The organism is Nonomuraea sp. NPDC049421 (genome assembly GCF_040677005.1).
Lineage (GTDB): Bacteria > Actinomycetota > Actinomycetes > Streptosporangiales > Streptosporangiaceae > Nonomuraea > Nonomuraea salmonea.
In genome coordinates, this window is record NZ_JBFAQA010000024.1 from 71,457 (window position 1) to 87,913 (window position 16,457).

The window sequence follows — 16,457 nt, forward strand, 5'->3', positions numbered from 1 at the left end:
TCCACCACAGACGGCCGCTCCCGGCATCGAAGGGGGCGGCCGTCGCCGTTTCGCCAGAGTTTCGCCGGGTAAGCGGACGAACCCCCGCGGCCGCGAGCCGGTAACCCGAAGCGCTATCTTGTCCGATCAGGTAGTTCTGGGAGTGGACTCGTGCTCGGTAAGTTCCCCGGCGTGTTCGGCGACGCCTGGCGGTCCGTACGGCGTCGCGCTGGATGATGTTTGACACGGCCACCCGGCCTCGATAGGAGACGTTCATGCCGCAGACTCCCGAGGAAGAATCCCTGGGCTCGCTGGTCGCCCAGGCGAGCAGTCACATCTCGGCCTTGATCCGCTCGGAGATCGAGCTGGCCAAGGCCGAGTTCAGGTTCGACGCCAAACGGGTGGGCACGGCGGTGGGGATGTTCGCCGCCGCGGCGTTCATGGCGCACCTGTGCCTGATCCTCGCCTCGTTCACGATCGCGTACGCGCTGGCCCAGGTGCTGCCCAACTGGCTGGCGTTCCTCATCGTGACGGTGTTCTACCTGCTGGTGGCGGGCCTCGCGGTGCTGTTCGGGGTGCGCAGGCTGAAGGGGCTGGCCGGGATGAAGCGGACCGCACGGTCGATCAAAGGGCTGAAGGAGATCGCCACGCCCGACGAGCAGGAGCGGCTGCCGACGCCCGCCCCCGATCGCGAGCCGGTGACCCGCGATGGCACCTGACGAGACGGCCGTCCACATCGAGGGCCCGTGGACCCACCGGGCGGTGCACGCGGGCGGCACGCGTTTCCACGTCGTCGAGGCCGGCGAGGGCCCGCTGGTGCTGCTGCTGCACGGGTTCCCGCAGTTCTGGTGGACGTGGCGGCACCAGCTCGTGTCGCTGGCGAACGCCGGCTACCGCGCGGTCGCGGTCGACCTGCGAGGCTATGGCGGCAGCGACAAGCCGCCGCGCGGCTACGACCTGCCGACGCTGGCGGCCGACGCGACGGGGCTGATCAGGGCGCTCGGCGAGACCGGCGCGATCGTGGTGGGCCACGACTGGGGCGGGCTGCTGGCCTGGACGATGGCCGTGCTCGACGCCAAGTGCGTACGCCGCCTCGTCGTCGTCTCGGCCCCCCATCCGCTGCGGCTGCGCAGCGCGCTGGTCACCGACCCGTTCGGGCAGCTCAAAGCCAGCGGGCGGCGCATCGGCTTCCAGCTTCCGCTGCTGCCCGAGCGCCAGCTCACCCGGCACGACGCGGCGCTGGTGGGGCGGCTGCTCGACGCGTGGTCGCGGCCGGGCTGGCCGGAGCCCGCGGAGTCGCGTACGTACCGGGAGGCGTTCCGCATTCCCGCCGTGGCGCACTGCGCGCTGGAATACCACCGCTGGTTCGGCCGCTCCCAGCTGCGCCCCGACGGGCGGCGCTACGCGCGCACCATGCGCACCGAGGTCGAGGCCCCCACGCTGCAGCTGCACGGCGCGCTCGACCCGAGCGTGCTGCCGCGCACGGCGCAGGGTTCGAGCCGCTACGTGGCGGCCCCCTACCGGTGGCGGCTGCTGGAGGGCGCCGGCCACTTCCCCCACGAGGAGATCCCCGACGTGTTCGACACCGAGGTGCTCGGCTGGCTCAACGACCCGGAGCCCGACCGATGAGAGACCGCGATCCCGAAGGCAGGCCGCGTAACGCCAGGCCGCGAGACGCGTACGGCCGGCCGCTCCCCTATGGCTCGCCCGGCATGCCGCGCGTCCCCGACGACTACGCCCCCACCACCGAGCAGGCGCTCGCCGACGGCCGCCGCTTCCTTGAGGAGGGCCTGCCGTTCAACGCGCACGAGGTGTTCGAGGGCCGCTGGAAGTGCGCGCCCGACGACGAGCGCGAGCTGTGGCAGGGTCTGGCGCAGATCTGCGTCGGGCTGACGCACCTGCAGCGGGGCAACGGGCGCGGCGCGGTGACGTTGTTCAGCAGGGGCGCGGCCAAGGCGCAGTCGTACGGCGGCGCTTATGACGCGGTCGGCAAGGCCGCCTCAGGTCTGACCCAGGACAGCGACCCCGCCGAGGCCATCGCGCTGATCCTGGCCGGTCTGCCCCGCTAGTCGCACTTGCGGGTGCTGGCGGGCGCGGTGTCGTTACGGCCGGCCGCCGCGTCGGGGGCGACCTCCTCGGCCGTCAGCACGTAGCCGGTCTGCTCCTCGTTGATCGCGGCGGCGAAGATCACGCCGTAGACCTTGCCCTCGGGAGTGAGCAGCGGGCCGCCCGAGTTGCCGGGCAGCACCTGGCCGCGGATGACGTAGACCTTCCGCCTGACCGTGGTGTCGCGGTAGATGTCGGGGCCCTCGGCCTCCAGCTGGCCGCCGATGCGGGCGGGCTCGGCGGTGAAGCCTTTCCCCTTGGGGAAGCCGGCGACGATGGCGCTGTCGCCGCGCGAGCCGTCGCCGTCGAAGGCCAGCTGCGGCAGGTCGAGCCCGGGCACGTGGAGGATGGCGATGTCGCGGCGCGGGTTGTAGCGGACGACGGTGGCGGCGTGGCGGTTGTCGGCGGCGTCGATGACCTCCAGGCCGCGCGTGACACCGGCCACGACGTGGGCGTTGGTCATGATGCGGCCGGGCGCGTAGACGAAGCCGGTGCCTTCGATGTGCTTGTTGCAGCTCTCGGCGTTGCCCTGCACCTTGACGATCGCGCGGCGGGCCCGCCGCAGCTCGGCGCCCTGCAGCACGCTCTGGTCGGGCGGCTGCACGTCGATGAGCTGCCCGGCGCCGATCGCGTCGAAGACCGGCGGGAACTCCGAGCGGTCGATGAACTTCTTGAACGGCTGCTGCCAGTTGCGCGCGGCCTGCGGGATGGCTTCGTCGACGGTGGTCAGCAGCGCGGAGTTCTTGACCTGGTCGACGAGCGGGGCGAAGGACGTGGAGACGATCAGCGAGCCGATCAGCCAGGCGATGACCAGCACCGACAGCGCGCTGGCGAACGTGCCGCCGACCGCGTCGGCCACCTTGGCGGGCTCCCACGTGACGTGGCTGCGGACGACAGCGCCCAAGGTCGATGAGGCGAACTGTCCGATCGTCGCCGCCAGGAACACGATCACGATGGCCAGCAGCGCCTGCGGCGTGTCACCGTCGACGAGGGACTTCGAGATCGGCGGGGCGATGAACACCCCCAGCACGGCGCCGCCCACGAACCCCACGAAACTCATCGCACCGATGATGAAGCCCTGCCGGTAACCCGAGACGCCGAAGGCGATCACGAGGCCGATCAGAATGAGGTCAAGCAGATCACCGCGCACGCTTCAAAGGTAACCAGCGATAGGGTCAAGTGTGCACGTCTTCGATCAGGACGGCGTCACCCTGCTGACTATCTTGAGCTTCATGCCGCCGGACGAGACAGCAGTGCGCGACCTCATCCAGGCAGCTCTGCGCGACAGCGATCCTGACGGGGCCCTGCGCTGGCACGTGATCTCGTTGCTGCGCGAGCGGGGCGACCTGGAGTCGTTCATCGAGGCACGCCGGCTGTGCGCCGCCGACAGCGTGACCGAGCGGCTGCTGGGCGTCGACATCATGGGCATGTTGCGGCCCTTCGTCGACCGTACGCTGCCGGTGCTGCGCTATCTCGCGGCCAGCGAGGACGACGCGATGGTGCTCTACTCGGTGCTCATCGCCTTCGGCCACCTGGCCGACCCGCGCTCGCTCCCGTCGGTGATCGATCTCGCAGCGCACGACGACCCCAGGGTGCGGTACGGCGCCGCGTACGCGTTGCAGCACGTGCTCGGCGACCCGCCCGACCGGGCGGGGCTGGAGACGCTGCGCGCGCTCGCGGCCGACGACGACGCCGACGTGGCCGGCTGGGCAGCGCTCGGCGTGGCGCTCAGATCGGGCGCCTGACGCGCGCTGAACCTGACCCGCTCAGGCCGGACGCCTGACGCGCGCTGAACCTGACCCGCTCAGGCCGGGCGCCTAACGCGCGCTGAGCCTGACCACCTCGGGCGGCAGCTCCTCCACGCGCGTCGCGTCCCACGAAAGCTCCAGCCCGCCCTCGCGCAGCACGGTGTCGAGCACCATCGCGGTGAACCCCCACACCAGCATCCCCCGCACCCGGAACGCGGGCCCCGCCGTGTCGCCACGGGGATGGCGGAGCATGACGCGGTTGGCCGGATCGACCAGCTCGGCGATCGGCACCCGCTCGACGGAGTCGACCTCGTCGGGTGAGGCCGCGTGGACCGCCGACGGCTCGCGCCACCAGGCGATGACCGGCGTGACGCGGTTGTCGCTGTAGGTCAGGTAGAGCTCGGGCATCGTGCAGATGACGTGCACCCCGCGCGGGTCGGCGCCGGTCTCCTCCTCGGCTTCGCGCAGCGCGGCCTCGATCGGCCCCGCGTCCTCGGGATCGACGCCGCCGCCCGGGAAGGCGGGCTGGCCCGCATGCCTGCGCCCGCGGGTGCTGCGCTGGATGAGCAGCACGTCAGGACCGTTGGGCCCCTCGCCGAACAGCATGAGCACCGCGGCGGCCCGCCCACGCCCGTCGACCGGCCGGAGGGGAAGGGGGACGCTGATCAGCTGCGCTTGTGTCGCCAGTTTCTCCAGCCATTCGGGCACTCGGGTCACGCATCCTCCAACACGCGGTGGCGTCGTTCACTTCCCTTCTCAGGAGAAGGGGCCTGGCCTAACGAGCTTGTCCGCCTGGGCGGGGTCGGTGGGGCCGGTGCCGTAGGAGGGGCAGAGCGCGGCGAGCGGGCACACCCCGCAGGCCGGCCGGCGGGCGTGGCAGATGCGGCGGCCGTGCCAGATCACCCGGTGGGAGAAGATCGTCCACTCGCGCCTGGGCAGCAACCGGCCCACGACGTGCTCGATCTTGACCGGGTCGGTCTCCTCGGTCCAGCCGAAGCGGCGTACGAGGCGCTGGAAGTGGGTGTCGACGGTCAGGCCGGGCACGTCGAAGGCGTTGCCGAGCACGACGTTGGCCGTCTTGCGGCCCACGCCGGGCAGCGTGACCAGGTCTTTCAGCTTGCCGGGCACCTCGCCGCCGTAACGCTCGCCGACGGCCTGCGCCATGCCGATGATGCTGTTGGTCTTGGCGCGGAAGAAGCCCGTGGAGCGGATGATCTCCTCCATCTCCGACGGGTCCGCGGCGGCGTAGTCCTCCACCGTCGGATATTTCGCGAAGAGGGTGGGGGTCACCATGTTGACCCGCTTGTCCGTGCACTGCGCGGACAGGATGGTCGCGACCAGCAGCTCCAGGGGGTTGGTGAAGTCGAGCTCGCAGTGGGCGTCGGGGTAGGTCTCCGCGAGGATGCGGTTCATCTTGCGCGCCCGCCGGACCAGGGCAAGCTGGGTCTCCGGTTTGCGCCCCGCTTTCGTCGCCATGCCGCAACTGTAGAAGCTCCCGCGAACGGTTGAACCCATGACCGGTTTTCCGCGTACAACCAGCAGGCGCGAGAAGGGGGTCCTGGGATGAGGGAGCAGGGAGCGAGGCTGGCGGAGTTCGTCGGGCAGGGCGGGCCGCTGCGCGGGCAGGCGTTGCACCGGTTCGCGGTCGGCACGGTGGCGGCGGTGGCGAAGCTGCACGCCCGGGGCGCGACCGGGCTGCGGCTCGGCAAGGAGAGCGTGGCGCTCGGCCCCGGCGGTCAGGTGCTCATCGGCTGGCGTACGTCCGGGCCGCCCGCCCACGCCGACGACGTACGCGCGTGGGCCGACCTGGTCGTCTTCGCCGCCACCGGCTCGGAGGACGGCGACACGACCGTGCTCCCGCCCGCCCTGCGGATCGCGGTCGCGCAGTGCCGCAGACCCGACCCCGCGAGCCGTCCCACCTCGGGAGACGTGCTCAGGGTGCTGCTCAGCAGGTCCGTCGCGGCGGCGGTGGCGTCGGTGGACGACCTCTTGCACAAGGCGGGTTGAGCTTCAAAGGTGGTGCCGGTCACGATACGGGAACGGACGTCATGTACCTTTCCCTCCTGGTCCCTCCCGGACTCGACATGTCCGGGCAAGACCCGACCACTCCGGCGTTCCCCTAACCTGTGTACGCACGCCTGGAGTGGGGTGAGTCACAATGGCAGCAGAGGAGGCAGAGTGAACACCGAAGATGTGCTGGGCAAGGCCCCCCTGTTCGCCGCGCTCGACCGCGAGAGCGCCGCGGCGCTTCGCACGAGCATCACCGAAGTCCAGCTGTCCAAGGGACAGACGCTCTTCCACGAGAACGAGACCGGCGACCGGCTCTACGTCGTGCTGGAAGGCAAGATCAAGCTCTCCCGCACCTCGCCCGACGGGCGGGAAAACCTGCTCAGCGTGCTCGGGCCGAGCGAGATGTTCGGCGAGCTGTCGCTGTTCGACCCGCGGCCCCGCACGGCCACGGCCACGGCGCTGACCGAGGTCCGCCTGGCCGGGCTCGGCCACGACGACCTGCGGCCCTGGCTGACCGGCCGCCCCGAGGTGGCGCTCCACCTGCTGCGCGCGCTCGCGCAGCGGCTGCGCCGCACCAACGACGTGCTGGCCGACCTGGTGTTCACCGACGTGCCTGGGCGGGTGGCCAAGCAGCTGCTCGACCTCGCCGAGCGGTTCGGCACCAAGACCGACGACGGCCTGCGGGTGCACCACGACCTCACCCAGGAGGAGCTGGCGCAGCTCGTCGGCGCCTCCCGCGAGACGGTCAACAAGGCACTCGCCGACTTCGCCGGGCGCGGCTGGCTGCGCATCGAGGCCAAGGCCGTGGTCATCCTCGACATGGACCGCCTCTACAACCGGTCGAGGTAGTCGAGCTGGGCGGCCACCGACATCTCGGCGGCCGGCCAGAGCGAACGGTCGACGTCGGCGTACACGATCTTGACGATCTGGCGCGGCGTGCGCGCGCCCTGCTCGCGGGCCGCCCTGATCTGGTCGAGGCGCTGTCTGCGGTGGGCGATGTAGCCGTCGAGCGCGGCGATCGGGTCGGGCAGCACGGGGCCGTGGCCCGGCAGCAGCGCCCGCGCCTCCATGCTCTCGGCGGCGGCCCTCAGCTTGTCGAGGCTGCGCAGATAGTCGGCCAGCCCGCCGTCGCGGGCGATGATCGTGGTGCCCCTGCCGAGCACGGTGTCGCCGGTCAGCATCGCGCGGTCGGCGGGCAGCCAGAAGCACAGCGAGTCGAACGAGTGGCCAGGGGTGCCGTAGACGCGGATCTCCAGGTCTCCGACGGTCACCACGTCGCCGTCGGCGAGCCCCTCGTCGCCGAGCCGGTGGCGGGGGTCGAGGGCGCGGACGGGCGCGTTCACCATCCCGGCGAACCTCTTCGCGCCGCCGCTGTGGTCGAAGTGGCCGTGCGAGAGCAGGATCGCGGTGATCCGCCGCTCGCCCAAATGGTCGCGTACGCGGCTCAGATGTCCCTCGTCGTCCGGCCCAGGATCGACCACGACCACGTCCTCGCCCGCGCCGATCACCCACGTGTTGGTGCCGTCGAGCGTCATCGCCGACGGGTTGGGCGCGAGCAGGTTCTCGGCGTGCTCGGTGCGGGAGCCGTCAGGCGTGCCGAGCGGGATGTGCAGGCCGCTCACGACACCACCAGCCGCATCTCGCCGTCGATCTCGACCGCCTTCGGCATGACGGTCACGATGTCGCGCGGCGTGGCCAGCACCTCCGCCACGTCCGCGCAGCCGGCCAGCTCGCTCAGCGTCCGGTACGTCGGCGGCATCAGGAAGATCTCCCCCCGGTGCGCGAGGTCGAGCGCCTCGGCCGGCTGCCGCCAGACGACCTGGTCGGCCTCGCCGCCCACGTCGCGGGTGCGCTGCCCCTCGGGCAGCACCGCGACGAAGAACCGCGTGTCGAACCGCCTGGTCTCGACCTCCGGCGTGATCCAGTGCGCCCACGCCTTGAGCAGGTCGGTCCGCAGCACCAGTCCTCGCCTGGCCAGGAACTCGGCGAAGCCGAGTGCGTGGTCGATCAGCGCGAGCCGGTCGGCCTCCCAGTCGTCGCCCGTCGTGTCGGCCACCACGTCGTGAGGTCCTTGACCGGCCAGCAGCACGCCCGACTCCTCGAACGTCTCGCGTACCGCCGCGCACACCAGCCCGCGCGCCACCGCCTCGTCGGCGTGCAGGACCGCGGCCCACTCGGCGGGCGAAGGACCGGCCCAGGCGACGTCGTGGTCGGTGTCGCGGACGTCGACGGAGCCGCCGGGGAAGACGTACGCGCCGGCGGCGAAGGCCATGGTGGCCTTGCGCCGCAGCAGGTAGACCTCGGGCCCCGGGCGCAGGAGCACCACCGTGGCGGCGTCCCGCGCCTGGACCGGCTTGACCCGCCCGGCCAGGACGTCCCGGGCCCGGGCGGCGAGTTCGGCTGGAAGCAGCAATCCGGTCACATGACCTCCTCTAGAACTTCACTCGGTCATGGTGACATATGCCCATTCAGCCGACTTCGGCGATCAGCTCCACCTCCACCGGCGCGTCCAGCGGCAGCGCCGCCACGCCCACCGCGCTGCGCGCGTGCCTGCCGGCCTCGCCGAACACCTCCGCGAGCAGGTCGCTGGCGCCGTTGGCCACCTGCGGCTGCTGCACGAAGTCGGGCGCGCTCGCCACGAACACCACGACCTTCACGATCCGCCGCACCCGCGACAGCTCGCCCAGCTCGGCCTTGATCGCGGCCAGCGCGTTGAGCACGCAGACGCGGGCCTGCGCCTTGCCCTCGTCCACGCCGAGGTCGACGCCGAGCTTGCCGGTCTGGTGCAGCTTGCCCTCCAGCATCGGCACCTGGCCCGAGGTGTAGACCAGATCGCCGGTGCGCGTGGTGGGGACGTAGGAGCCGACCGGCGTGACGGGCGGCGGCAGCGTGTAACCGAGCTCCTCGATCTTCTGCTCAGGCGTCACTGCTTCTCCCGCTTGAAGTAGGCGACGAGCTGCTCGGGCGTCTGGCCCTGCACGATCTGGACGAGTTCCCAGCCGTCGGCGCCGAAGTTGTCGAGAATCATCTTGGTGTTGTGGATCAGCACGGGTGCTGTCAGGTACTCCCACTTCTTCATGACGGCAGCTTATTGTGAGCAATCTCAAACGGTGGTCGTCGGCTTTCGACAAGTGACCGTTCGGTAGCCTCGAATCGTGGACTCTCCGGACACGGATTGGGCCGACGTACGTCTCCATGTCGTCACCGGCAAGGGCGGCACCGGCAAGACGACCGTCGCCGCCGCCCTCGCGCTCGCGCTGGCCGCCGGCGGCCGCAAGGTGCTGCTCGTGGAGGTCGAGGGCAGGCAGGGCATCGCCCAGGTCTTCGACCTGCCGCCGCTGCCGTACGAGGAGCGCAAGATCGCCGTCGCCCCCTCGGGCGGCGACGTCTACGCGCTGGCCATCGACCCCGAAGAGGCCATGCTCGAGTACATGGAGATGTTCTACGGCATGCGCAGGGCCGGCCGGGCGCTGACCAAGATGGGCATAGTCGACTTCGCCACCACCGTGGCACCCGGCTTCCGCGACGTGCTCGTCACGGGCAAGACCAGCGAGGCCGTACGCAGGCGCGGCAAGAACGGCCGCCGCATCTACGACGCCGTCGTCATGGACGCGCCGCCCACCGGCCGCATCACGCGCTTCCTGAACGTCACCCAGGAGGTCGCCGGCCTGGCCAAGGTCGGCCCCATCAAGAACCACTCCGACCTCGTCAGCGGCGTCGTGAAGTCCCCCGAGACGGCCGTGCACTTCGTCACGCTGCTGGAGGAGATGCCGGTCCAGGAGACCCTCGACGGCATCTCCGAGCTGCGCGCCGCCGGGCTGCCCGCGGGCGGCGTCTTCGTCAACATGGTGCGCGAGTCCCAGCTGCCCCAGGCCGCCCTTGACACGGCTGTCAAGGGCCGCTTCGACCCCGACGAGCTGACGCTCGGCCTCAAGGCCGCGGGGGTCGCCGACGGCGCCCAGGCCGCCGAGCTGGCCAAGGCGCTCGCCGACGAGGTCGTCGAGCACGCCCACCGCACCGAGCTGGAGCGCGCAGAACGCGAGACGCTGGCCGGCGCCGGGCTGACCGGCTACGAACTGCCGCTGCTCGCCGACGGCGTCGATCTGGCCGGCCTGTACGAGCTGGCAGAGAGCATGCGCACCCAGGGAGCAGCGTGAAGAAGCCGCCGGCACTCGACGTCGACGCGATCCTCGACGACCGGGGCACCAGGATCATCGTCTGCTGCGGCGCCGGCGGCGTGGGCAAGACCACGACCGCGGCGGCGCTCGGCCTGCGGGCCGCCGAGCGCGGCCGGTGCGTGGTCGTGCTGACCGTCGACCCGGCCAGGCGGCTCGCGCAGTCGATGGGCTTGACCGAGCTGGACAACACCCCGCGCCTGGTCAGCTCGCCCGAGGGCGGCGGCCAGCTCTACGCGATGATGCTCGACATGAAGCGTACGTTCGACGAGATCATCGAGGCGCACGCCGATCCGGAGCGGGCCCGCCAGATCCTGTCGAACCCCTTCTACCAGTCGCTGTCCTCCAGCTTCTCCGGCACGCAGGAGTACATGGCGATGGAGAAGCTCGGGCAGCTGCGCCGCTCCGACGAGTGGGACCTGATCATCGTCGACACGCCGCCGTCCCGCTCGGCGCTCGACTTCCTCGACGCGCCTGAACGGCTCGGCCGCTTCCTCGACGGCCGGTTCATCCGGCTGCTGACCGCGCCTGCCAAGGCCGGAGGACGCAGCGCGTTCCGACTGCTCAACGCCGGGTTCGGGTTGATGGCCGGAGCGATGACCAAGCTCCTGGGCGCGCAGGTGATCAAGGACCTGCAGACGTTCGTGTCCGCGCTCGACGCCGTCTTCGGCGGGTTCAGGCAGCGGGCCGAGACGACGTACCGGCTGCTGCAGGCGCCCGGCACGGCCTTCCTCGTGGTGGCCGCGCCCGAGCGGGACGCGATGCGCGAGGCCTCCTACTTCGTGGAGCGCCTCGCCGAGGAGCGCATGCCCCTGGCCGGCCTGGTGGTCAACCGGGTGCATGTCTCGCCCGCGTCCGGGCTCTCCGCCGCCCGCAGCGCCGCCGCCGCGGAGGACTTGGAGTCGAGGGGCGAGCACGAGCTCACCGCGGCCGTGCTGCGGCTGCACGCCGGGCGAATGCAACTCGCCGCCCGCGAGAACCGCGAGCAGGAGCATTTCGTCTCGGCCCACCCCACGGTGCCCGTGGTGCAGGTCCGCGCCATGTCCGAGGACGTCCACGACCTGACGGGTCTGCGTCAGATCGGGACCCTGCTGGCCACCGCATAGAAGTACGGCCGGCGGCGGCGCCGGCCGTACGCGGTCGCCTGGCTGGGGTCAGCCGGCGATCAGCTCATTGGTGCGTTCGTACTCTTCCTTGGCGGACTCGAGCAGCTCTCGCCACGAGTCCACGTCGGGCCGCCGTCGAAGCAGCGCGCGACGTTCCCGTTCGGTCATACCGCCCCAGACCCCGAACTCGATGCGGTTGTCCAGCGCATCGGCGAGGCACTCGGTGCGGACCGGGCAACCCCGGCAGATCAGCTTCGCCCTGTTCTGCGCGGCGCCCTGCACGAACAGGGCATCCGGATCCGCACCCTTACAGGCGGCACGGGAGGTCCAATCCGTGATCCACATTTTTCGACCCCACTCCCCTTAGGTGGTCAGTCGTCATTTGGGGCCGACGGGCGCGGGCGCCGAGCCTCCGTATTCAGTTGCCGCAGGGAGAACGTACGCAACCAGACGTTCGGGCCGACAGACCCCAGAGGACCAATTTCTCGCGGCCATCTTGACCGGGAATGACTAGTCACCCCCGTCAGTCAAGGCGAAATGGTGTCGGTCTACCGATTCGGTCTGTCTTTCGACGTACCCTTGTAGGCGTGCAAGCCCAGGGCAAACGTCGTTCCAACCCCATCCTCAGTGTCCTGCGACTCCTCATCGCGGGCTCGGCCGCCGGGGTGCTCGCCGCCGCCGTGGCTTTGCCGGCGGTGGGTGGAGCGGGCATGTCGACCAAGACCGCCGTCGAGGGGCTCAACCTCAAGCCCGAGGACCTCGACGAGCCTCCCCTGCCTGAACGCACCGAACTCTTCGACGCGGACGGCAAGAAGATCGCGCAGTTCTACTTCGAGAACCGGCAGTCCGTCAGCCTCGACGAGGTCGCCCCGATCATGCGGACCGCTCTGATCGCGATCGAGGACTTCCGTTTCTACCAGCACGGGCCGATCGATGTGGAAGGAACGGCAAGAGCGCTGCTGAAGAATGTGACCAGCGGCGGCGTCACGCAGGGTGGTTCGTCCATCACCCAGCAGTACGTCAAGCAGGTGCTGGTCAACGCGGCCGAGACGCCGGAGGAGCAGGCGGCGGCCATCGCGCCCACGATCTCGCGCAAGCTGTCGGAGCTGCGCTACGCCATGGCGGTCGAGGAGAAGTACTCCAAGGACCAGATCCTGGAGAAATACCTCAACATCGCCTACTTCGGCGCGGGCGCCCACGGCGTCCAGGCCGCCGCCAAGCGCTTCTTCGACAAGCCGGCCTCCAAGCTCAACCTGGTCGAGGCCGCCACGCTCGCCGGCGCCGTCCAGAACCCCGCGCGCACCGACCCCAACGTCGGCCCCGAGTCGCGGCAGCGCCTGCTGGAGCGGCGCAACACCGTGCTCGACCGCATGGCCCAGCTCAAGAAGATCACCCCGCAGGAGGCGGCGGCGGCCAAGGCGAAGAAGCTGGGCTTCAAGGACATCAAGGCGCCCGGAGGCTGCGAGGCCAGCAGATATCCGTACTTCTGCCTCTACGTCCAGTACGAGATCCTCAACAACGAGGACTTCGGCAAGAACCAGGAGGAGCGCAGGAAGCTGCTCCAGCGCGGCGGCCTGCGGATCAAGACCACGCTCGACACCAAGATGCAGGCGGCCGCCGAGAAGGCGATCAAGAGGTACGTCAGCTCCAAGGACAAGCCCGTCGCCTCGCAGGCGATGGTCGTCCCCGGCACCGGCGAGATCAAGGCCATGGCCGCCTCGCGCAAGTTCGGCCGCAGCAAGAAGAAGAACGAGATGAGCTACAACATCGTGGCCGACGCCGCCCACGGCGGCGGCCGCGGGTTCCAGCAGGGCTCGACGGCCAAGGTCTACACCCTGGCCGCCGCCCTGGAGGAGGGACTCAAGTACGGCGACGGCTTCCCCTCGCCGGCCGGCTACAAGGCCAGCGGCTACAGCTCGTTCAAGAACTGCAAGGGCCAGAACGTCGGCGACCCGTCCCACACCGTGCGCAACTCCAGCGAGGGCGGCGGCGGCTTCAAGACGCTCGAGTCCGGCACCTGGGGCTCGGTCAACACGTTCTTCATCAAGCTGCAGGAGAAGGTCGGGCTCTGCGACGTCGTCAAGATGGCGAAGAAGCTCGGCGTCGCGCGGGCCGACGGGCAGAAGCTGTCGGAGGTCGAGACGTTCACGCTCGGCGTCAACGAGGTCGACCCCGTCACCATCGCCAACTCCTACGCCGTCTTCGCCGCCCGCGGCAAATACTGCAAGCCGCTCGCCATCACCGAGATCAAGGACAGGAACGGCAAGGCCAAGCAGTACAAGCCGAAGTGCTCCCAGGTCCTTGAGGAGGAGGTCGCCGACGCGGTCAGCGGCATCCTGTCCGGGGTGTTCACCAAGGGCACGATGACCGACGTCGGCGGCATCGGGCGCGACGCGGCGGGCAAGACCGGCACCACCGACAACTACATGTCGGCCTGGTTCTCCGGCTACACCCCCAACCTCGCCTCCGCCGTCAGCCTGGGCGACCCGCGCGGCACCTCCGCGCACAAGCTGATCGGCATCACCATCGGCGGCCGCTACTACCCCTACGTGTACGGCTCGTCGATCTCCGGGCGCATCTGGAAGGACTCCATGCTGGAGGCGCTCAAGGGGGTCGAGCCGACCAAGTTCAAGTCGGTCGACCGGTCGCGGTTCGGCGGGTGCACCGACAACTGCGCGCCCAAGCCGAAGAAAAAGAAGAAGGGCGACGGGGGGAACCCGTTCGACATCTTCGACCGCGACGGCGGCGACCGCTTCGGCGATCGGTTCGGTGACCAGCTCGGCGACGGGCCCGACCGCGGGCGCGGCGGTGGCGACGACCGGCGGGGCGGCCCCTTCGGGCGCGGCGGCGACATCGGCCCGCTCATCACGCCCGGCCGCTGACGTCCAGGGCCTCTGAGACGTCCTGAGGCCTCCGCCCAGGAGGGAGGAGGCCTCAGATGCCCTCGGATGCCACTCGGCGGCCCATCGCGACGCAGGGAGGCGCTGGGGCCCGCGCTGCGTGAAGCGGCCCCGACGCCGCGACCTGCTTCCGCGGCGGCGAGCGGGCTTACCCGGCTGCCTACTTGGCGGCGAGGCGGGCGCGTACCTGGGCGGCCACCCTGCCGCCCTCGGCGCGGCCGGCCACCTTCGGGTTGACCGCCTTCATGACCTGCCCCATGGCCTGCGGCCCCGAGGCGCCCGTCTCGGCGATGGCCTCGTCGACCAGCGCGCCGAGCTCCTCGTCGGACAGCTGCGCGGGAAGGTAATCCTCCAGCACCGCCTGCTCTGCCAGCTCGGCCTCGGCCTGCTCCTTGCGCCCGGCGTTGCCGAACGCCTCGGCGGCCTCGCGCCGCTTCTTCGCCTCCCGGGTCAGGACCTTGATGACCTCGTCGTCGGTCAGCTCTCTGGCCTCCTTGCCCGCGACCTCCTCGACGTTGATCGCGGCCAGGGCCATGCGGACCGTACGGAGGCGTACCTCGTCCTTGCTCTTCAGCGAGGCCGTCAGATCGGCCTTCAGCTTGTCCTTCAAAGCGCTCATGCGCTTTATCTTGCCGCCTGCGCGGACCACCCCGACGCCATCCGGACTTCCCGTGCCGGATCTCGGGCATCATGAAGAGGTGAGGAAAGCCGCCGCAGTGCCCCTGTCCCTGCTCGGTCTCGGCCTTGCCGGGCTGGGCTACGCGTCCGTCGTCGAGCGCAACTGGTTCCGGCTGCGCCGCTTCGACGTGCCGGTGCTGGAGCGGGGGCGGCGTCCCGTACGCGTGCTCCACCTGTCCGACCTGCACCTGACGCCGCGCCGCACCATGCTCATCAACTGGGTGCGCTCGCTCGGGGCCCTGGAGCCCGACCTCGTGGTCAACACCGGCGACTCCATCGCCCACCCCGAGGCCGTCCCCGCGCTCCTGCACGCGCTCGAGCCGCTGCTGTCGCGTCCCGGCCTGTTCGTGTACGGCTCCAACGACCTCTACGCCCCCCAGCCGAAGAACCCGGCCCGCTACCTCTGGCGCACCTCCAAGAACGACCGCCGCCAGCACACCCCCAACCTGCCCTGGGAGGAGCTCGGGGCCGGCATGGCGGCCGAGGGCTGGCTCGACATGAACAACACCACCGCCCGCATCAAGGTGGGCGACCTCGACGTGGCCGTGGCCGGCATCCACGACAGCCACATCAACCGCGACCGCTACGACGTCGTGGCCGGCCCCGCGCCCGCCGACGCCGACCTCCGCCTCGGCGTCATGCACTCGCCCGAGCCGCGCAACATGACCCGCTTCGCCGCCGACGGCTACCAGCTCCTGCTGGCCGGCCACACCCACGGCGGCCAGCTCTGCGTCCCGTTCTACGGCGCTCTGGTCACCAACTGCGGCATCGACCGCGCCCGCGTCAAGGGCCTCAGCCGCCACGACTCGGCCTGGCTCCACGTGTCGGCCGGCCTCGGCACCTCGCCGTACGCCCCGGCCCGCTTCGCCTGCTTCCCCGAGGCGACCCTGCTGACGCTGGTGCCCCGCAGATAAAGGCGGTCACAAGCACCTTGGAAGTCCGCTAGACTTTCAGAAGCACGCGCAAGACGGGCGTGCGACCGGGGTGTAGCGCAGCTTGGCAGCGCGCTTCGTTCGGGACGAAGAGGTCGTGGGTTCAAATCCCGCCACCCCGACCCAGTTAGAAGGCCGCTTTCGATCATCGGAAGCGGCCTTTCTCGTTCTCCGGGTGACGAACCGCGTGGCTACGATCCCTCGTGCTCGTTGACTCCGCGTCAGGCTGTGCGTGGGACACCAAACCGATACGGAACGGTCCAAGATCGGCTCATGATCCTCCATAGGATCTTTCGCGATAAGTCTCACCACTCAGGAGGCGTCCCCGTGCGTAGCCGATCTCTGCTGACCGCTGCCCTGTTAGCCGCGTCCGTCGTCGCCGTCGCGCAGCCCGCGTACGCCGCCGCGCCCGCCGTACAGATCACCAAGATCTACTATGACTCGCCCGGGTCGCCGGACAACGGCGGGAACGGCAGCCTCAACGGCGAGTACGTGCAGGTCAGGAACATGACGAAGAAGGCCGTCAACCTGCGGGGCTGGACCGTGCGCGATGCGACGCGGCGGCAGGATCACATCTACACGTTCGGGACGTTCACCCTGAAGCCCGGTAAGACGGTCACTCTGCGCACCGGGAAGGGCAGGGACACCGGCACCACCCGTTACTGGGGCAGGAGCGGGGGGACGCTGGCCTATATCTGGAACCAGGCCACGGACACCGCCTACCTGCGGAACGCGGCGGGGAAGCTGATTGACTCCTGCTCGTACAACTCCTCACGGCAGGACTACAAGATCTGCTGAGTCCGTAAGGGGCACAGGCCCAGGT

General features: G+C 70.2%; 20 protein-coding genes and 1 tRNA gene. 12 read left to right on the forward strand and 9 right to left on the reverse strand.

Annotation, left to right across the window (positions count from 1 at the left end; translation table 11 throughout):
• Positions 1–254: 254 nt before the first annotated feature.
• From AB0K18_RS33875 to AB0K18_RS33885, 3 genes are read left to right on the forward strand one after another with little or no spacing between them, the layout of a single operon-like run.
• Complete coding sequence (locus tag AB0K18_RS33875) at positions 255–698, forward strand: phage holin family protein (protein ID WP_345393991.1); 444 nt, start codon at positions 255–257, stop codon at positions 696–698.
• Positions 688–1,608 carry an alpha/beta hydrolase gene (locus AB0K18_RS33880; protein ID WP_364922640.1) on the forward strand — a complete coding sequence of 307 codons (921 nt, stop codon included), beginning with the start codon at positions 688–690 and terminating at the stop codon, positions 1,606–1,608. The genes AB0K18_RS33875 and AB0K18_RS33880 overlap by 11 nt, the downstream gene beginning before the upstream one ends.
• Positions 1,605–2,048, forward strand: coding sequence for a DUF309 domain-containing protein (locus AB0K18_RS33885; protein WP_364922643.1), 444 nt, complete (start codon positions 1,605–1,607; stop codon positions 2,046–2,048). The genes AB0K18_RS33880 and AB0K18_RS33885 overlap by 4 nt, the downstream gene beginning before the upstream one ends.
• On the opposite strand, the gene AB0K18_RS33890 is transcribed toward AB0K18_RS33885, so the two are convergent.
• On the reverse strand, positions 2,045–3,235 hold the full coding sequence (locus tag AB0K18_RS33890) for a MarP family serine protease (protein WP_355415357.1): 1,191 nt from the start codon (positions 3,233–3,235) through the stop codon (positions 2,045–2,047). The two genes, AB0K18_RS33885 and AB0K18_RS33890, sit on opposite strands and share 4 nt — an antisense overlap.
• An 82-nt stretch (positions 3,236–3,317) precedes the next feature.
• Between AB0K18_RS33890 and AB0K18_RS33895 the strand changes: the two genes are divergently transcribed.
• Entirely contained in the window at positions 3,318–3,830 is a 513-nt protein-coding gene (locus AB0K18_RS33895; RefSeq protein WP_355415355.1) for a HEAT repeat domain-containing protein, read from the forward strand.
• Positions 3,831–3,902: 72 nt separating this feature from the next.
• On the opposite strand, the gene AB0K18_RS33900 is transcribed toward AB0K18_RS33895, so the two are convergent.
• Together AB0K18_RS33900 and nth are read right to left on the reverse strand one after the other, a co-directional pair.
• Complete coding sequence (locus AB0K18_RS33900; RefSeq protein WP_364922647.1) at positions 3,903–4,550, reverse strand: CoA pyrophosphatase; 648 nt, start codon at positions 4,548–4,550, stop codon at positions 3,903–3,905.
• A 39-nt stretch (positions 4,551–4,589) separates the two neighbouring features.
• A complete protein-coding gene (nth, locus tag AB0K18_RS33905) occupies positions 4,590–5,309 on the reverse strand; it encodes an endonuclease III (RefSeq protein WP_364922649.1) in 720 nt (239 codons plus the stop codon).
• Positions 5,310–5,396: 87 nt separating this feature from the next.
• Here nth and AB0K18_RS33910 point away from each other — a divergent pair, with 87 nt between their 5' ends.
• Positions 5,397–5,840: a hypothetical protein gene (locus AB0K18_RS33910; RefSeq protein ID WP_345393976.1), complete on the forward strand. Its 444-nt coding sequence runs from the start codon at positions 5,397–5,399 to the stop codon at positions 5,838–5,840.
• Between the two features lie 171 nt (positions 5,841–6,011).
• Positions 6,012–6,692: a Crp/Fnr family transcriptional regulator gene (locus AB0K18_RS33915; protein WP_364368145.1), complete on the forward strand. Its 681-nt coding sequence runs from the start codon at positions 6,012–6,014 to the stop codon at positions 6,690–6,692.
• On the opposite strand, the gene AB0K18_RS33920 is transcribed toward AB0K18_RS33915, so the two are convergent.
• The 4 genes from AB0K18_RS33920 to AB0K18_RS33935 are packed head-to-tail and all read right to left on the reverse strand — an operon-like array spanning position 6,674 to position 8,922.
• Complete coding sequence (locus AB0K18_RS33920; protein ID WP_364922652.1) at positions 6,674–7,465, reverse strand: MBL fold metallo-hydrolase; 792 nt, start codon at positions 7,463–7,465, stop codon at positions 6,674–6,676. The two genes, AB0K18_RS33915 and AB0K18_RS33920, sit on opposite strands and share 19 nt — an antisense overlap.
• Complete coding sequence (locus AB0K18_RS33925) at positions 7,462–8,256, reverse strand: NUDIX hydrolase (RefSeq protein WP_364922892.1); 795 nt, start codon at positions 8,254–8,256, stop codon at positions 7,462–7,464. Before AB0K18_RS33925 ends, AB0K18_RS33920 begins: the two co-directional genes overlap by 4 nt.
• Positions 8,257–8,311: 55 nt before the next feature.
• Positions 8,312–8,770, reverse strand: a complete 459-nt coding sequence (locus AB0K18_RS33930) for a RidA family protein (protein WP_364922654.1) — start codon at positions 8,768–8,770, stop codon at positions 8,312–8,314.
• On the reverse strand, positions 8,767–8,922 hold the full coding sequence (locus AB0K18_RS33935) for a hypothetical protein (RefSeq protein WP_345393967.1): 156 nt from the start codon (positions 8,920–8,922) through the stop codon (positions 8,767–8,769). Before AB0K18_RS33935 ends, AB0K18_RS33930 begins: the two co-directional genes overlap by 4 nt.
• A 76-nt stretch (positions 8,923–8,998) precedes the next feature.
• Between AB0K18_RS33935 and AB0K18_RS33940 the strand changes: the two genes are divergently transcribed.
• Positions 8,999–10,000, forward strand: coding sequence for an ArsA-related P-loop ATPase (locus tag AB0K18_RS33940; RefSeq protein WP_364922656.1), 1,002 nt, complete (start codon positions 8,999–9,001; stop codon positions 9,998–10,000).
• Complete coding sequence (locus tag AB0K18_RS33945; protein WP_364922659.1) at positions 9,997–11,124, forward strand: ArsA family ATPase; 1,128 nt, start codon at positions 9,997–9,999, stop codon at positions 11,122–11,124. Before AB0K18_RS33940 ends, AB0K18_RS33945 begins: the two co-directional genes overlap by 4 nt.
• A 48-nt stretch (positions 11,125–11,172) precedes the next feature.
• On the opposite strand, the gene AB0K18_RS33950 is transcribed toward AB0K18_RS33945, so the two are convergent.
• Positions 11,173–11,469 carry a WhiB family transcriptional regulator gene (locus tag AB0K18_RS33950; protein ID WP_020542548.1) on the reverse strand — a complete coding sequence of 99 codons (297 nt, stop codon included), beginning with the start codon at positions 11,467–11,469 and terminating at the stop codon, positions 11,173–11,175.
• Positions 11,470–11,711: 242 nt separating this feature from the next.
• On the opposite strand from AB0K18_RS33950, the gene AB0K18_RS33955 reads away from it, so the two are divergent.
• Positions 11,712–14,006 (forward strand): transglycosylase domain-containing protein, encoded by a 2,295-nt coding sequence (locus AB0K18_RS33955; protein WP_364922662.1) that lies wholly within the window; start codon positions 11,712–11,714, stop codon positions 14,004–14,006.
• A gap of 178 nt (positions 14,007–14,184) precedes the next feature.
• On the opposite strand, the gene AB0K18_RS33960 is transcribed toward AB0K18_RS33955, so the two are convergent.
• Positions 14,185–14,643: a GatB/YqeY domain-containing protein gene (locus AB0K18_RS33960; RefSeq protein ID WP_364922664.1), complete on the reverse strand. Its 459-nt coding sequence runs from the start codon at positions 14,641–14,643 to the stop codon at positions 14,185–14,187.
• 79 nt (positions 14,644–14,722) lie between these two features.
• Between AB0K18_RS33960 and AB0K18_RS33965 the strand changes: the two genes are divergently transcribed.
• The 3 genes from AB0K18_RS33965 to AB0K18_RS33975 all read left to right on the forward strand — a co-directional run bounded on the left by AB0K18_RS33965 (position 14,723) and on the right by AB0K18_RS33975 (position 16,432).
• Positions 14,723–15,616, forward strand: a complete 894-nt coding sequence (locus AB0K18_RS33965; protein ID WP_355415335.1) for a metallophosphoesterase — start codon at positions 14,723–14,725, stop codon at positions 15,614–15,616.
• A gap of 66 nt (positions 15,617–15,682) precedes the next feature.
• Positions 15,683–15,756 (forward strand) — tRNA-Pro (locus AB0K18_RS33970).
• A 205-nt stretch (positions 15,757–15,961) separates the two neighbouring features.
• Positions 15,962–16,432 (forward strand): lamin tail domain-containing protein, encoded by a 471-nt coding sequence (locus tag AB0K18_RS33975; RefSeq protein WP_364922667.1) that lies wholly within the window; start codon positions 15,962–15,964, stop codon positions 16,430–16,432.
• Positions 16,433–16,457 lie beyond the last annotated feature (25 nt).

Excerpts from the sequence above, each read along its gene's own strand:
- AB0K18_RS33875 (WP_345393991.1), top strand. The coding sequence starts at position 255 with ATGCCGCAGACTCCCGAGGAAGAATCCCTGGGCTCGCTGGTCGCCCAG.
- AB0K18_RS33880 (WP_364922640.1), top strand. The coding sequence starts at position 688 with ATGGCACCTGACGAGACGGCCGTCCACATCGAGGGCCCGTGGACCCAC.
- AB0K18_RS33885 (WP_364922643.1), top strand. The coding sequence starts at position 1,605 with ATGAGAGACCGCGATCCCGAAGGCAGGCCGCGTAACGCCAGGCCGCGA.
- AB0K18_RS33895 (WP_355415355.1), top strand. The coding sequence starts at position 3,318 with ATGCCGCCGGACGAGACAGCAGTGCGCGACCTCATCCAGGCAGCTCTG.
- nth (WP_364922649.1), bottom strand. The coding sequence starts at position 5,309 with ATGGCGACGAAAGCGGGGCGCAAACCGGAGACCCAGCTTGCCCTGGTC.
- AB0K18_RS33910 (WP_345393976.1), top strand. The coding sequence starts at position 5,397 with ATGAGGGAGCAGGGAGCGAGGCTGGCGGAGTTCGTCGGGCAGGGCGGG.
- AB0K18_RS33935 (WP_345393967.1), bottom strand. The coding sequence starts at position 8,922 with ATGAAGAAGTGGGAGTACCTGACAGCACCCGTGCTGATCCACAACACC.
- AB0K18_RS33950 (WP_020542548.1), bottom strand. The coding sequence starts at position 11,469 with ATGTGGATCACGGATTGGACCTCCCGTGCCGCCTGTAAGGGTGCGGAT.
- AB0K18_RS33960 (WP_364922664.1), bottom strand. The coding sequence starts at position 14,643 with ATGAGCGCTTTGAAGGACAAGCTGAAGGCCGATCTGACGGCCTCGCTG.